The sequence below is a fragment of the Aurantimonas marianensis genome (assembly GCF_024195285.1).
In the GTDB taxonomy this organism is placed as follows: domain Bacteria; phylum Pseudomonadota; class Alphaproteobacteria; order Rhizobiales; family Rhizobiaceae; genus Aurantimonas; species Aurantimonas marianensis.
The window spans coordinates 1-13,486 of sequence record NZ_JALHBS010000079.1; the positions used below are offsets into that span (position 1 = coordinate 1).

Here is a 13,486-nt window from a genome sequence, read left to right on the forward strand (position 1 = left end):
CCTCGGCGGCGTAACGGGTCAGATCGACGATGTCCTTGCGGGCGGTCGGTTCGCCGCCGGACAAATGGATGTGGATGACGCCAAGGTCCGCCGCCTCGGTGAACACCCGCTTCCAGGTCTCGGTGTCGAGTTCCGACGAGCGGGTGTCGAGCTTGAGCGGGTTCGAGCAATAGGTACAGCGCAGCGGACAACGATGGGTGAGTTCGGCCAGCAGCCCAAGCGGCGGCTGCGGCGCCGCCCTCGCCGCCGTTTCGGCGGCGGGCTTGGGAAAGACCGCCTCGTTCATAGCGTCACCATCTGCTTGTCGCGAAGGTCGATGAGGAAACTCTCGACATCCGGGCGGATCGTCGCTTCGTCCGCCGTGAACGCCTCCGTCAGTTGTCGCAGGATATCCCCGAACGTGGTCTTGCCGTCCACCCGCTTGAGAATTTCCGTCGCGACCTGATCGGCGTTGAAGATGCGTTCCGGACCGACCAGGATGAACTGGCCGCGCGTCTTGTCCTCGCGAAAGCGGACGCCACGCGGCAGCTTCGGGACCGTATCGTCTGCGATCGCGGTCATGCCGCCCCGCCCTCATCCCGTAGCCCTTCGCCGGTACGCCACGCGTCCGGCGGGATCATTCCCGGCTCGACATAGGCGAAATGCAGCGCGTCGAGCTGCGCCCAAAGCACCTGGCACTTGAACCGCAAGGCGTCGAGCACGGCTGTCTGTTCCTCGGGCCGGCGGGCGTTGTCGAGGCAATAGGCGAGCGCGAAATCGGAATCGCGCTTGGCCTGCACCGGCCGCTTGTCGAAATAGGCCAGCGTTTCCTTGGAGATGAAGTCGTAATGCTCCAGCATCCCCCGCACGCGGGTGCCAATCACAGTTGGCGAGAATAGCTCGGTCAACGACGAGGCGATAGCCTCCAGCAGCGTCCGCTCCTGGACGAAATGGACATAAGCATCGACCGCGAAGCGCGTACCGGCAAGAATGCCGACGCCGGATTCGACATAGGCGCGATCGAGACCGACACCGTCGGTCAGCGCGATCCATTTTTCGATCCCGCCGCGCTGCCCCTCCTCGCCGTCATGGTCGATGATCCGCTGGCGCCATTCACGGCGCAGTTCCGGCGTCCGCAAGCGAGCGAGGATATAGGCATCCTTCACCGGGATTTGCGACTGGTAGTAATAACGGTTGAGCGCCCAGGCCTGCACTTGCGTCTTTGACAGATCTCCGTTCTGCAGTCGCTGCTGAAACGGATGCAGATGGTGATAGCGCTCGGCGCCAATCTGCCGTAACCCCGCCTCGAAATCCTCGCGTCCCATCATCGCCTTCATGGCACGATCTCCATGCCGTCTTTGGCCACCTGCCAACCGGCGGCCTCCACCATTTGCCGCTCCTTGGAATCATCAATCAGTATCGGATTGGTGTTGTTGATGTGGATGTAGGTGCGGCTTGCGATCTTGAGTCCGTCGAAGGCCGTCAGGCTGCCGCCCTCGCCGGTGATCGGCATGTGCCCCATGCGCCGGCCGGTCTTCTGGCCCACACCGGCCTTGGCCATCTCGTCGTCGGTGAAGACGGTACCGTCGAACAAGAGTGCGTCGGCATCCCTGACCCTGTCGCGCAGCCGATCGGGGACGGTGGCGCAACCGGGGATGTAATAAGCCGTCTTGCCGTTCGCCGTCAGTCGGACACCGATGGTCATCTCGCCTTCCTCGCCGACATCGACCTCGCCTTCGTCCAGGTAGAGCGGCACTTTGCCGGGAACGGGAAACACCTCGACTTGAAGTCCCGGCACCGGCTCGAACGCCTCCCCCATCATCACCGGCCGTCTCGTCACATGCGCGGGATCGAGAACCGAGAAGATCGGGTTGTCGGCGATGACGCCGAGAACGCCAGCCGTGCCGTAGAGCGGAAACGATTGTTTCTCGCGCAAGGTCAAAAGGCCGGCGACGTGATCGACATCGCCATTGGTCACCAGCACCGCGCCGATGGGCGAGGCCCGTCGTTGATCCGCAGACGCACCGGCGGTCGGCTGCAGCGGCTGGGCACGCAAAATCTGCTCGCGCAAATCCGGCGAGGCGTTGATCAGTAGCCAGTTGCGTCCATCGGCGGTCACCGCGATCGAGGATTGCGACCGGGCAGAAACGCGGCTATCGCCGGCCCAATAGAGCCGACAGACATCGCAGAGACAATTCCATTGCGGATAGCCGCCACCCGCGGCCGAGCCCAAAACGAAAAGCCGCAGGCGGGCCTCGACCCGCCCGCGGCTGTCAGGTGCTGCCACCGATTAGAATTCGATCGGCATATAGCCGTTGATTTCCATCGCGAGGCAGACTTCCGTGAGAACAGGCTTGTTCCAGGCCATGGTACTTCTCCCAAAGCGCGGCGGCAGGCGATACGCGCAAAGCCACCTTTAATTGTTGCCCACCATCGACGACCTAGCAAACATGGCGGTGCTTCGGTAGTCATTGCCGTTCACAAGCTCGTTTCCGACCCGAGATCGGGAGGTTTTCCCAAATCCTCGCTGGCGCCCGAACGGGCCACCGACAGCTCGACCACACCGGTGATCATGACCCCTTTGCCCGATCCAGACGACCTCGCCGACCGCATCCGCAAAGGCGAGCGCGCCGCGCTCAGCCGCGCCATCACCCTGATCGAATCCACCCGGCCCGAGCACAGGGCCGTCGCCGCCTCCATCCTCGATCGTCTCGCCCCGGATACCGGCGACGCGATCCGCATCGGCGTCAGCGGCGTTCCGGGCGTCGGCAAGTCGACGCTGCTCGATGCCTTCGGCTCGATGCTGACCGCCGAGGGGCACAAGGTCGCCGTGCTCGCCGTCGATCCCTCCTCGGTGCGCTCCGGCGGCTCGATCCTCGGCGACAAGACGCGGATGGCGCGCCTCGCCGTCGACGCCGATGCCTTCATCCGGCCCTCCCCCTCTTCCGGCACGCTCGGCGGGGTCGCGGCGAAGACGCGCGAGACGATGCTGCTTTGCGAGGCGGCGGGGTTCGACGTGGTCATCGTCGAGACGATGGGCGTCGGCCAGGCCGAGGTCAGCGTCGCGGAAATGGTCGATCTCGTGCTCCTCCTGATGCTCGCCGGGGGCGGCGATGAGCTCCAGGGCATCAAGAAGGGCATCCTCGAAGTCGCCGACATCATCGCCATGAACAAGGCCGATGGCGACAATGCCCGTCCGGCGCGCGCCGCCGCGTCCGAAATCCGCTCGGCCCTCAATATCCTGGCGCCACGTTCGGCCGCCTGGACCGTTCCGGTGCTCGCCGTCTCCGGCATGACCGGCGACGGCCTCGGCGAATTGTGGAGCGAAATCGAGCGCTTCCGCGACATCCACCGCCGCGACGGCTCATGGGACGACCGGCGAGCCGAGCAGCGGGTGCGCTGGCTCTGGACCAGCCTTGACGAGGGCCTGCGCCGGCGCATCCTGTCCGGGGCTCGCTGGCGCGCCGAAATCGCCGCCGGCGAGGCCGTCGTCAGAGAAGGCGAACGGGCGCCGAGCGCCGTCGCCGAAGCCATCCTTGACCGGCTGGGTTTGCCGACCGAACCGACGGACACGTCAAACTGACGGCTGCTATCATATTGACCGGAACGAGCGATCTTGCGGCGTGCGCCTGTCAGCGCCCGCGCTCCGCCATAGATCGTCGAGGAAGAACGAGGGAAACGCTTGACCATGTCCGCTTCACGACCCGACAAGACCGACCGGCTGGCCGTGCTGATCGACGCCGACAACGCCTCGTCGCGCATCGCCGACGGCCTGTTCGAGGAGATCGCCAAGATCGGCGAGGCTAGCGTCAGGCGCATCTATGGCGACTTCTCCAGCCAGCGTTCCAAGGGTTGGGCGGACGTCTTGTCACGCCACGCGATCATCCCGCATCAGCAATTCGCCTACACGTCCGGCAAGAACGCCTCCGACATCACCCTCGTCATCGACGCCATGGACCTTCTCCACAGCGGCCGGTTCGACGGCTTCTGCCTGGTCTCGTCGGACAGCGATTTCACCCGGCTCGCCGCCCGTATCCGCGAACAGGGCGTCGACGTCTACGGCTTCGGCGAACAGAAGACGCCGGAAAGCTTCCGGCAGGCGTGCCGGCGCTTCATCTACACCGAGAACCTCCTGCCCGGCCGGGCCACGGCGGAGAAGGACGACGGCAAAGCGCCGCCACTGGCCAAGCCGCAGCAGGCGGCCGACTTGCTCAAGCGGGTCATCGAGCAGATGGACACCGAGGACGGCTGGGTAAATCTGGGCAGTTTCGGCAAGCAGCTTCTCAACCTTTCCTCGGACTTCGATCCGCGCACCTACGGCTTCAAGAAGTTGAGCGATCTGGTCCGCTCGACGAACCTGTTCGAGGTCGACGACCCGGAAGGCGGCAGCGTCGAAATCCGGCTGAAGCCGAAGGCGGCGGAAAAGCCGCGCGCCACCCGCTCGCGCAGACCGGCCGCCCGTCCGTCTGGCCAGCCGAAAAGTGACTACAGCTAACGCGCCTCAGCGCGGGACCGCCCGCACGGCGCCGACCGTGATCTTCTTCCAGTTGCGCAGCGTCTTCGATGCCAATGCGTCGAATTTGTCGGCCAGCGCCGCGTCGTCGCCGCGCAGTGCCTTGCCGATGACCGCCGCGACCAGCGCTTCGCTCGCCCGCGTGCCGCCGTCATCGATCTTCAGCGCGAAGCCAAGGCCAAAATCCGGCAAGGCGCCGCAGAACACGCCCTCTGCCCCGGTCTTGGCGAACACCCGGCCGGGCGCGGCCTGCATCAGTTTCTCGCAGGCGCGTCCGGTGCCGGACATCTCCCAAGGCGCGGCCATGCAAGCTTCGATCAGCCGGCGCCCCGCCGCCCCGCGCTCTGCCGCGACGCCCTCACCGGTGACAAGCTTGGCGAAACCATGCGCGAAACTTTTCAGCGGCGCCGCATAGGTCGGGATCGAGCAGCCGTCGGTGCCGCAGACATCGGCGCCGAGGTCAGTGCCGGTCAGATCCTCGATCGCGGCCTTCGCCCGTTGCTGCACCGGGTGGTCCGCCCCGACATAGCCTCCCGGGTCCTCGCCCTGGTGAACCGCCGTGCAAAGAAACCCGGCATGTTTGCCCGAACAATTGTTGTGAAGCGCCGTCGGCTCGCCGCCGCGCCGGGCGAGATCGAGCGCGACGGGCAGGTCGAACGGCCAGTGGCAGCCGCATTCGAGCGCGCCGCCGTCGAGCCCGCCCTTTGCCAGCATGGCCGCAGCAAGGGCCACATGTCCCTCTTCGCCCGAATGGGAGGCGCAGGCGAGCGACAGTTCCCGGTCGCCGAAGCCGAAGGCATCCGCCGCGCCGGTCTCGATCAGAGGAATCGCCTGAAACACCTTGATCGCCGAGCGCGGAAATACCGGCCGCGCGATATCGCCGGCGGAGGCGACCACCGCCCCCGCGCCATCGACAAGCGCGAAGCCGCCGCGATGGACGCTCTCGACCAGATCGCCTCGGGTCACTTCCACGACAACAGGGTTTTCCATCGCGCACCTTGATCCTACAAATATCTTCAATCGCGCTCTAGCAGCCGTTCCTCTATCCCGCCACCGTCAGGGATCCGATGTATCTGTTGAAATGGCTCACCGTCTTCGTCGGCGCGGTCTATCTGTTGCCGGCGGCACTCGCCGCTCTCCTCTGGTGGACCGGCGAGCATCCCGTCTCCTGGCGTCAGGCCGACTGGAGCTCGGCGGCGCTGCTGCCGGCCGCGAGCACCAGCGATGAGGCGGCCCTTTATATCCTTGCGGCGCGGACCGGCGGGCTGAAGGGGGCGCTCGCCGATCACTCCTGGATCGTCATCAAGGACAAGGGCGCAAGCGCCTACGATCGTTGGGACAAGGTCGGCTGGGGCACACCGATCCGGCGTAACAGCCGGCCGGCCGACGGGCGCTGGTACTCGAACGATCCCCGGGTCGTCACCCGGATTACCGGCGCCCGGGCGGAAGCTCTGATACCCGAGGTGCGCGCCGCTATCGCCGCCTACCCCTACGCCGAGCGTGGCGGCTACAATATCTTTCCCGGTCCGAACTCCAATACTTTCGTCGCTCACGTCATGCGCGCCGTCCCCGGCATCGACGCGACGCTGCCGGCGGCGGCGGTCGGTCGCGACTATCCATCCGAGGGACGTTTCCTCTCGATCGACCTCGACCGGCGGGAATTGCGCCTGTCACTCTGGGGCTACGCCGGACTGGTCGCCGGCTGGAAATCGGGGCTGGAGGTCAACTTTCTCGGCCTCGTCGCCGGGCTCGATCCTTTGCGGCTGGCCGTCACAGTGCCGGCGTTCGGCACGTTCGCGCTGCTGGGGGCTTGATGCCCGAGCTTTCACTCATGGCGCGATCAATCCCTCCGCCGCGGCGCTGAAACAGTGATCGAGTTCCCCGTCGCCGACGAGGCCACCGAGACCGATCCGAGAAGACCGCCGTCGTCAGCGGCCGGCCGCCGGTCCGAATACCGAGGTGGCGAAATCCGCAATCAGCCCCGCCGTGACCACTGGCTGCTCGATGCAGGGCAAATGGCCGGCATCCTTGACAATCTCGAACCGCGAACCGGCGATCAGATTTGCGGTCGAGCGCACCAGATTCGGCGGCGTCGAGCCGTCCTGGTCGCCGACGACGCACAGCACCGGCAGATCGATCTTTGCCGTCGCCTCGGTGTAGTCGGCGTCACGCAATGCGGCGCTGCTGCCGAGATAACCAGATAGCGGGGTACGCAGGAGCATGTTCGAGTATCCCACGAAATCGGGATTGGCCGGGCGACGGAATTGCGGCGTGAACCAGCGCTCGAGAATCGGCTCGGAGATCGCCCCGATTCCGCCCTTCTCGATGGCCGCGATGCGTTGGTCCCACAGTTCTGTCGTGCCGATCCGGTGCGCGGTGTCCATCAACACCAGCCCCTTGGCGATGGCCGGATAGCGATGGGCAAGGCCTTGCGCGATCATGCCGCCGATCGACAGGCCGATAAGGAGCGGGTCCGCCACGCCGAGATGGTCGATCAGGCCTTTCAGGTCGTCGATATGGGTGTCCATGGCATAGGGAGCGGGCGTCGCCTCGGACAGCCCATGGCCGCGCTTGTCATAACGTACGATCCCATAGGTTCCGGCGAGACGCTCGACCACCGCGTCCCAGATTCGGAAGTCGGTGCCCAGCGAGTTGGCGAAGACCAGCGTCGGGCCGCCCGCGTTTTCCTCGACCCGGTGGTGGATGACGATGCCGTTGACGCGCTGAAATGGCATGGATGCGGTTCCCCTCCCGATTGGACGTCGCCGATCATAGGCGGCCGCGCGCGCTATGAAAGGGCCGCGGTGGCCTCGTTGCACAGACGGGCCCATCTTTCCCGCCTCGGCCTTTCCTGATAGCGGCATCTGGATCCGAATGCTGGATACGGTCCGGGAGAATTCACCATGTTTCTCAGCTGCGGCGATGCGCTGTTCGATCTGTTCGCCGAACCGGACGCGGATGTGGCGAAGATCGCCCTTTCCGGACGTGTTGGCGGCTCGCCGCTGAACGTCGCGCTGGGGCTTTCGCGCCTCGGCCACCCGGTCGGCTTCTTCACCAAGGTCTCGGGCGATCTCTTCGGGAGGCGCATTCGCGGCTTCATGGCGCGCGAGGGGATCGACCAGCGCTTCCTCATTCCGACCGACCGGAACACGACGCTGGCGATGGTCTCGCTCGGGGCCGACGGTTCGCCGGCCTATGCGTTCTACATCGAGGGGACGGCCGACCGTTCGATCGAGCCCGCCGAAGTGCCGGCGACGTTTCCCGACGATCTCGAGGCAATCCATCTCGCGTCCTACTCCACCGTGACTGAGCCGACCGCCTCCGCGCTGGCTCATCTCGTGCGGCAGGAATCGGCGCGGCGGTTCATCTCCTACGATCCCAATATCCGCGCCTCGATCGAACCCGAACTCGAGATCTGGCGGCAAAAGGTCGCCGAACTCGTGCCTTCCGCCGCCTTGGTGAAGGCGAGCGAGGAAGACCTCGAGCTGCTCTATCCCGGCCGCGCCCCCGATGCCGTGATCGAGGATTGGGTAGCGGCAGGCGCGGAAATGGCAGTGGTGACGCGCGGCGAACGCGGCGCGGTCGCCGTCACGAGCGCAGGAGTCCACGCCTCGGTCGGCGGACAACGGATTCTCGTCGCCGACACGGTCGGCGCCGGCGACACGTTTCAGGCGGCGCTTCTGGCCGGCCTGAAGGAACGCGGCCAACTCTCCCGCGCGGCCCTCAAGGTCACCGACCAAGCCGGCATCGAGGATTTGCTGCACTTTGCCGTCAGAGCGGCGGCCATCACCTGTTCCCGTCGGGGCGCCGACCTGCCGCGCCGCGCCGATCTGGGGCTTCAGCCACGAGCCTGAAAGCGCTGATTGCGCGACCTGATCTTACGACGCGGCTCTGCGAATAGGAAAAGCCCGCCGGATCCTGCGATCCGGCGGGCACTGGTCTGAGGGGCCGGACGCCTGACGCGCCCGACCGAAGGCATGACGCCTTAGTTGAAGCGATAGGACGCCTTCGCCCAGATCGTGTGGAAGTCCAGGTCGTCGTCGTTCGACTCGCTGGTGAAGTTCACGGTGTTGGTACCATTGGTCCCGGTGATCGTCTGATCGTTGGAGCCGAGGGTGGTGTAGAGATACTCGACGCCGAAGGAGATGTTCTGGGTCGCCATCACGTCGACGCCGCCGCCAACCGCATAGCCGACATCGGCGTCGTTATCGTCCTGGGTGAACGTATAGCCAGTAAAGGCGCCGCCGCTCGGCGCGGTCATGTTGTTGTCGACGCCGGCATAAGCGAGGCCGCCCGTGCCGTAGAGCAGGACGCTGTCCATGGCGTAGCCGACGCGGGCCCGAACCGTGCCGAGGTAGTCAATCTCGCTGTTGGACGTGAAGGTCGAGCCCTGCGTCGTGTAGGACCGGTTGGTCTCGGCATCGATGTAGTTGATGTCGGCGACCGCGCCGATGACGAAGTTGTTCGGCATCTGGTAGTCATAGCCGATATGCGCACCGCCGATGAAACCGGCGTTGTTGTCGTCATTGTTGAAAGTGCCGTTGCCGAACAGGCCGGTGTTGTTGGTATCGAAGCGCGCGCCGTCGTCGTCACCGCTGAAGGCAACGCCTGCCTGGCCACCGATGTAAAGGCCGGTCCAGGTGGCGGTCGTGGCGACCGGCTCGATCACCATCGGCGCCGGCGCGGGGGCTTCCTCATAGACTGGATCGGCGGCGAGCGCCGGGGTGACGAACGCCGTCGAGGCGAGAAGCAATGCAAAGCGTTTCATAACTGAACTCCATTCTGTCGCGGCTGCGACTGTCTTTCCCGACGCACTGTCCTCGTAGCGTCCGGATTCCCGACCCGACCGGCGGGTTCGAGAGGTGATATGGTCCGTCTCCGTGCCCGAAAAATGGCAGGAATACGTTCTCCTCCGCCGTGTTGCCGATCCGCAACGAGGGTCGCGTCCCGGGCCCGGAGTCGTGAATACTTCGTAACCTTCGATCGTTGATTTCGTCTTAAAATCGATGGTTTACGCCAGATCGCCGCAGCCTTGCGGCGCTTAACAAACATGGCGAAGATGTGTCGGATACAATTCCTAACGAACAACACACCGGACTACCCCAAGGAAATAAAATTCGGTCCAGGGACGTTCGGAAATCCTGCGTATCGGCGCAGGACTCCCCGGCCAGACGGCTCATTTCTCACGCCAGCGGCGGCCGAATAATTTGGTATATACTTACCCAATGCGCGACGAATGGCAGAACTCATGCCTCACTACGGCAATTATGCTTGATTCACATGACGAGAATACATAGTCCTGCGGCCGATTCCGAAGCTCGATGGCACCCCGCTGTCGCATGTTGATTACCGCTCACATTTGCGTTGGTCCTGCGTGATCCACACCGCGGCCCCGAAACCGCCACACACCGTGGCCGCCCTCTTCCAAATGATTGCCATTGTGCGGCGCGGCTTTATATTGCCGCCGCGAAGAGGACCTAATTCATGGAGGAATCATGCGTAGTTTGATGTTGGTCGCCGGCGCGATCTTGACCCTCACAGTGGCGACGGGTGCAACGGCCCAGACCGTTGGTGACGCGGATGCCGGCAAGAAGGTATACAACAAGTGCCGAGCGTGCCATGCCGTCGGCGAAGGCGCAAAAAACAAGGTCGGCCCGGAACTGAACGGCATTATCGGCGAGAAACCCGGTTCGATCGAAGATTACAAATATTCCGCCGGCTTCGAGGAATGGGCCGCCGACAAAACCGCTTGGAACGAGGCGTTGATGACGGAATGGCTTGCCGACCCGCGCGCCGTCGTCAAAGGTACCAAGATGGCTTTTCCCGGTCTGAAAAAGCCGGAAGACCTGACGAACGTCATCGCCTATCTCGCCAGCTTCGATGCCGAGGGCAAGGAACGCGATCCCGCCGAAGCGCTGGCCGCCGCAGCGGAGCAATAAGCCTTCGACGTAATTCTTCGCACCGATCGAATATGACGGCCGCCCCCGGGGCGGCCGTTTCGTTTCAGTCGAACCTTCACGTCTTGGCGCGGTCGCAATCGATCAGGCGTAAATGTCCATTACCTGGTTGAGCAGCGCGATGGCCTCCGCTTTGCTGCGCTGGAACGAATTGCGGCCGATGATCGATCCGTTGCCGCCGCCCTCGCGAATCGCGCGGACCTCCTCCAAAAGCTCGTCGGTGTTCTTCGCCGCGCCGCCGGAGAAGACTACGAGACGTTTGCCGGCAAAGGCCGCCTGCATGATGTGTCGGACACGGTCGGCTGCGTTCGTGCCCGGAATCTGGGCTTTTTCATACGTCGATCTTGCCGCATCGAGATCAATATGCGCGGTCGGCAGCTTCACCTTGATGATGGTGGCGCCCATCAACGCCGCCATATGCGCGGCATAGGCGATGATATCGAAGCCGGTCTCGCCCTCTTTGGAGACCTTGCCGCCACGCGGATAGGACCACACAACGGTCATCAGGCCGCGTGACTTCGCCTGAAGGCTGATCTCCCGCAATTCCTCCATCATGTCGTACGAGCTGTCGGAGCCGGGATAGATGGTAAAGCCGACGCCGACGCAGCCCAGACGCATGGCATCCTCGACCTTGCCGGTCAGGGCCTGATCCTGGGCGCCGACCAGCGAATTACCGCTGTTAAGCTTGAGAATCAGCGGCACCTCACCGGCGAAAGTGTCGGCGCCCTGCTCAAGGAGCCCGAGCGGCGCGGCATAGCCCGAAACGCCGGAATCAATCGCCAGTTCATAAAGGTAATGCGGGTCGTAGGCGACCGGGTTGGCCGCGAAGCTGCGCGCCGGTCCATGCTCGAAGCCCTGGTCAACCGGCAGGATCACCACGCGCCCGGTCCCCGCCAGCCGGCCATGCATGAGGAGGCGTGAGAGATTGCTCTTCAGCCCGGGGGTCTCGCCCTCGTACCAGGAGAGGATGTTCCGGACGGTCTGTGTTCTCAGCATTTCACTCGCTCCTTTGCCTCATCGGCGCACATCAACAGTCCCGCCGCTTCCCTGCGTTTCTTCTGGGGCCCTGGCGCGGCGTCGTCCAGATGCCCGACGCCGCCTGGGCATATTAAAATCGGTTGAAGGACCTGTCAGTGTGCGCTGACGCCCATGCCAGCCTCCGCGTGCGCCATTCCCGCTCGGCTGAACCAATCGTCGGTTTCCGCGTTTCCCTTGAGTGGAGGTACTTACAATGACACGCGGTGTTTCGGCATTCCCATCGCCCTTCGGGCTCGATTCGGATCTGATGTTCGCCGGAAATGGTACTGCCGACCCATCTCCCGCGCCCGGAAATCTCGCCGTTGTCGTCACTCCGCAGACGCCCCGAACGCCCGTGAAGTCGCCTCGCGCGGTCCGGCGCCATTTATCATGCGGTCGCCGTCGTAAGACATCTGCCGGAGAAATCATGCCGGCACCGTTTGTTCACCACGCTCCCTTCCACCTGGAGCCCGCAAAACAGGCCCGGCAAACCGTCAAGTTGGGGCGTCGCGGTTTCCATCTGCGATCCCGCCGCGCGACCGACGGGACTGGCACGGAAGGCGAGGCCGCCGGCCAGAGCATCATAGTGCCGACAGCGATCGTCGGTGTCATTCTCGCGTGGGCAAGCTACTTTTTCAATTTCATCGGCTGATGGGAGGGCGGGGGCCGGTTTCCAGGAACATCTTTCCGCCGCCAGCGACCGTCTCCCCTGTAGTCGGATAGTTTCACCGTTCCAGTTCAGCCCAGCGGCAAGCACCCTGCGGTGCCCATCGATGTTTGCGATCTTTTCAGACTTGCCGATTAAATCAGTCAGGCAAGGGCGAACGCCGATTCCAGGGCACCGCCACGATCTCCGCTGCAGGGCGTCCGATGGCATTCACGCGACCGCAATGAAATCTCACACGCTCAGCTGGATCGCCGGGTCCGTCATGGCGTTGGCGACCCTCATCGTCGCGATTCCGGGTCCCAGTCTCGCCGGCACCGAAAGTCTCGCGGCGGTTTTTCCGCCGTGGTGGCCGCAAGCGCGTGTCATCCAGGCGGCGGCCAGCGTCGGCAATCTCAGGGATGCCGGGGCCTGGCCTTCCGTGGCCGTTCTTGAATTCACCGATGAAGACTTGCCGGGTCGGCTTCGCGCCACCGGTGCATGGCTCGTTCTCGATGCAGCCGCGATCGGCTGCGCAAGCACCACTGATTAGGACGCCGACTATGAATGCGATGAAAGACCTCGACGCGCACCGGGCCCGTATCACGAGCTGGATCTCCCTCGGTCAGTTCGGTTTCGTGCCGATGATCATGGCGGTTGAAATGGCGAATGCCCGGTCGGCCATCGCCCCGACGCTCGCAGCGACCGCCATCGCGGTCGTCAGCCTGCTGCTTTCCCGCAGGGCCGACCTCGGATCGACGGCCCGAATGGTCTGCGCTGTCGGTCTCGTCGGCAATATTTCCATTCTCGTTTCGGCGCTCAGCGGCAACTACCTGCAAGTCGATATGCACATGGCTTATTTCGCCGGTCTCGCGGTGGTCGGAGCGATGTTCGATTGGCGTGTGATCGCGGGGGCGACGGTCGCAACCGCCCTTCACCATTTGGTGCTGAATTTCGCGCTGCCGGCGGCGATCTATCCTGGCGGTACCGATGTCGTACGCTTCGGCCTGCACGCGATCATTCTGGTTACCGAAGCGGCTGTCCTTCTGTGGCTCGCCTATACGGTCTCCGCCATGTTCAAGAGCATTGCCGAGGCGACCGAGCTTGCGCGGGAAGAACAGGGGCGCGCGGAAGCATCCAGCCAGGAAACGGAACGGCTTTCCCGCGAGCGCTCGGCGGAACAGAGCCGCCGCCAGGCGGACGAACAGACGAAGACCCGAGAGATTCAGGGCTTCGTGGCGACTATCGAAGCGGGCTTCGAGCGGCTGTCGGCGGGCGATCTGACGGTGCGCATGGCCGAGCCGGTGGCGGCCGAGTTCGAGCCGATCCGGGCGAAGTTCAACGATTCGGTGGCCAAGCTGGAAGACGCGATCGGCG

At 64.3% G+C, this 13,486-nt stretch carries 14 protein-coding genes and 2 pseudogenes; 8 read left to right on the forward strand and 8 right to left on the reverse strand.

All coding sequences use genetic code 11. The features are described from left to right. The 4 genes and pseudogenes from MJ956_RS12835 to pqqA all read right to left on the reverse strand — a co-directional run. On the reverse strand, nt 1–286 hold a 286-nt coding region (locus tag MJ956_RS12835), incomplete at its 3' end, for a radical SAM protein (RefSeq protein ID WP_253964849.1). Continuing rightward, a pseudogene (gene pqqC / locus MJ956_RS12845) lies at nt 283–1,316 on the reverse strand (pyrroloquinoline-quinone synthase PqqC). The gene MJ956_RS12835 and the pseudogene pqqC, both read right to left, overlap by 4 nt. After that, complete coding sequence (gene pqqB / locus MJ956_RS12850) at nt 1,313–2,227, reverse strand: pyrroloquinoline quinone biosynthesis protein PqqB (protein WP_253964861.1); 915 nt, start codon at nt 2,225–2,227, stop codon at nt 1,313–1,315. Before pqqB ends, pqqC begins: the two are co-directional and overlap by 4 nt. Nucleotides 2,228–2,269: 42 nt before the next feature. After that, nucleotides 2,270–2,347, reverse strand: a complete 78-nt coding sequence (gene pqqA / locus MJ956_RS19010) for a pyrroloquinoline quinone precursor peptide PqqA (RefSeq protein WP_206455397.1) — start codon at nt 2,345–2,347, stop codon at nt 2,270–2,272. Between the two features lie 204 nt (nt 2,348–2,551). On the opposite strand from pqqA, the gene meaB reads away from it, so the two are divergent. Both meaB and MJ956_RS12860 read left to right on the forward strand, forming a co-directional pair. Continuing rightward, nucleotides 2,552–3,562, forward strand: coding sequence for a methylmalonyl Co-A mutase-associated GTPase MeaB (meaB, locus tag MJ956_RS12855; protein ID WP_253964862.1), 1,011 nt, complete (start codon nt 2,552–2,554; stop codon nt 3,560–3,562). A 105-nt stretch (nt 3,563–3,667) separates the two neighbouring features. Beyond that, complete coding sequence (locus tag MJ956_RS12860) at nt 3,668–4,474, forward strand: NYN domain-containing protein (RefSeq protein WP_253964852.1); 807 nt, start codon at nt 3,668–3,670, stop codon at nt 4,472–4,474. 6 nt (nt 4,475–4,480) lie between these two features. Here the strand turns inward: MJ956_RS12860 and MJ956_RS12865 are convergent, their stop codons facing one another. Continuing rightward, a complete protein-coding gene (locus tag MJ956_RS12865) occupies nt 4,481–5,482 on the reverse strand; it encodes an asparaginase (protein WP_253964853.1) in 1,002 nt (333 codons plus the stop codon). Nucleotides 5,483–5,559: 77 nt separating this feature from the next. On the opposite strand from MJ956_RS12865, the gene MJ956_RS12870 reads away from it, so the two are divergent. Beyond that, nucleotides 5,560–6,306: a DUF3750 domain-containing protein gene (locus MJ956_RS12870; RefSeq protein ID WP_206455377.1), complete on the forward strand. Its 747-nt coding sequence runs from the start codon at nt 5,560–5,562 to the stop codon at nt 6,304–6,306. Nucleotides 6,307–6,420: 114 nt separating this feature from the next. On the opposite strand, the gene pcaD is transcribed toward MJ956_RS12870, so the two are convergent. Next, the gene (pcaD, locus tag MJ956_RS12875) at nt 6,421–7,227 is read right to left on the reverse strand and encodes a 3-oxoadipate enol-lactonase (RefSeq protein ID WP_253964854.1); all 807 of its coding nucleotides are present in this window, start codon (nt 7,225–7,227) and stop codon (nt 6,421–6,423) included. A 168-nt stretch (nt 7,228–7,395) separates the two neighbouring features. Between pcaD and MJ956_RS12880 the strand changes: the two genes are divergently transcribed. Continuing rightward, nucleotides 7,396–8,346 carry a carbohydrate kinase family protein gene (locus tag MJ956_RS12880; protein ID WP_253964855.1) on the forward strand — a complete coding sequence of 317 codons (951 nt, stop codon included), beginning with the start codon at nt 7,396–7,398 and terminating at the stop codon, nt 8,344–8,346. Between the two features lie 131 nt (nt 8,347–8,477). On the opposite strand, the gene MJ956_RS12885 is transcribed toward MJ956_RS12880, so the two are convergent. Continuing rightward, nucleotides 8,478–9,260, reverse strand: a complete 783-nt coding sequence (locus MJ956_RS12885; protein ID WP_253964856.1) for an outer membrane protein — start codon at nt 9,258–9,260, stop codon at nt 8,478–8,480. A 670-nt stretch (nt 9,261–9,930) separates the two neighbouring features. Between MJ956_RS12885 and MJ956_RS12890 the strand changes: the two genes are divergently transcribed. After that, the gene (locus tag MJ956_RS12890) at nt 9,931–10,431 is read left to right on the forward strand and encodes a c-type cytochrome (protein ID WP_253964857.1); all 501 of its coding nucleotides are present in this window, start codon (nt 9,931–9,933) and stop codon (nt 10,429–10,431) included. Nucleotides 10,432–10,533: 102 nt separating this feature from the next. On the opposite strand, the gene MJ956_RS12895 is transcribed toward MJ956_RS12890, so the two are convergent. Further along, nucleotides 10,534–11,445, reverse strand: coding sequence for a class I fructose-bisphosphate aldolase (locus MJ956_RS12895; RefSeq protein WP_253964858.1), 912 nt, complete (start codon nt 11,443–11,445; stop codon nt 10,534–10,536). A 448-nt stretch (nt 11,446–11,893) separates the two neighbouring features. On the opposite strand from MJ956_RS12895, the gene MJ956_RS12900 reads away from it, so the two are divergent. The 3 genes and pseudogenes from MJ956_RS12900 to MJ956_RS12910 all read left to right on the forward strand — a co-directional run. Next, nucleotides 11,894–12,118: a hypothetical protein gene (locus MJ956_RS12900; RefSeq protein ID WP_253964859.1), complete on the forward strand. Its 225-nt coding sequence runs from the start codon at nt 11,894–11,896 to the stop codon at nt 12,116–12,118. A 121-nt stretch (nt 12,119–12,239) separates the two neighbouring features. Further along, the gene (locus MJ956_RS12905) at nt 12,240–12,662 is read left to right on the forward strand and encodes a hypothetical protein (protein WP_253964860.1); all 423 of its coding nucleotides are present in this window, start codon (nt 12,240–12,242) and stop codon (nt 12,660–12,662) included. Nucleotides 12,663–12,672: 10 nt separating this feature from the next. Continuing rightward, a pseudogene (locus MJ956_RS12910) lies at nt 12,673–13,486 on the forward strand (hypothetical protein); the annotation flags it as partial.

Excerpts from the sequence above, each read along its gene's own strand:
- MJ956_RS12885 (WP_253964856.1), bottom strand. The coding sequence starts at position 9,260 with ATGAAACGCTTTGCATTGCTTCTCGCCTCGACGGCGTTCGTCACCCCG.
- MJ956_RS12860 (WP_253964852.1), top strand. The coding sequence starts at position 3,668 with ATGTCCGCTTCACGACCCGACAAGACCGACCGGCTGGCCGTGCTGATC.
- meaB (WP_253964862.1), top strand. The coding sequence starts at position 2,552 with ATGACCCCTTTGCCCGATCCAGACGACCTCGCCGACCGCATCCGCAAA.
- MJ956_RS12905 (WP_253964860.1), top strand. The coding sequence starts at position 12,240 with ATGTTTGCGATCTTTTCAGACTTGCCGATTAAATCAGTCAGGCAAGGG.
- MJ956_RS12895 (WP_253964858.1), bottom strand. The coding sequence starts at position 11,445 with ATGCTGAGAACACAGACCGTCCGGAACATCCTCTCCTGGTACGAGGGC.
- MJ956_RS12865 (WP_253964853.1), bottom strand. The coding sequence starts at position 5,482 with ATGGAAAACCCTGTTGTCGTGGAAGTGACCCGAGGCGATCTGGTCGAG.
- MJ956_RS12900 (WP_253964859.1), top strand. The coding sequence starts at position 11,894 with ATGCCGGCACCGTTTGTTCACCACGCTCCCTTCCACCTGGAGCCCGCA.
- MJ956_RS12870 (WP_206455377.1), top strand. The coding sequence starts at position 5,560 with ATGTATCTGTTGAAATGGCTCACCGTCTTCGTCGGCGCGGTCTATCTG.
- MJ956_RS12880 (WP_253964855.1), top strand. The coding sequence starts at position 7,396 with ATGTTTCTCAGCTGCGGCGATGCGCTGTTCGATCTGTTCGCCGAACCG.
- pqqA (WP_206455397.1), bottom strand. The coding sequence starts at position 2,347 with ATGGCCTGGAACAAGCCTGTTCTCACGGAAGTCTGCCTCGCGATGGAA.
- pcaD (WP_253964854.1), bottom strand. The coding sequence starts at position 7,227 with ATGCCATTTCAGCGCGTCAACGGCATCGTCATCCACCACCGGGTCGAG.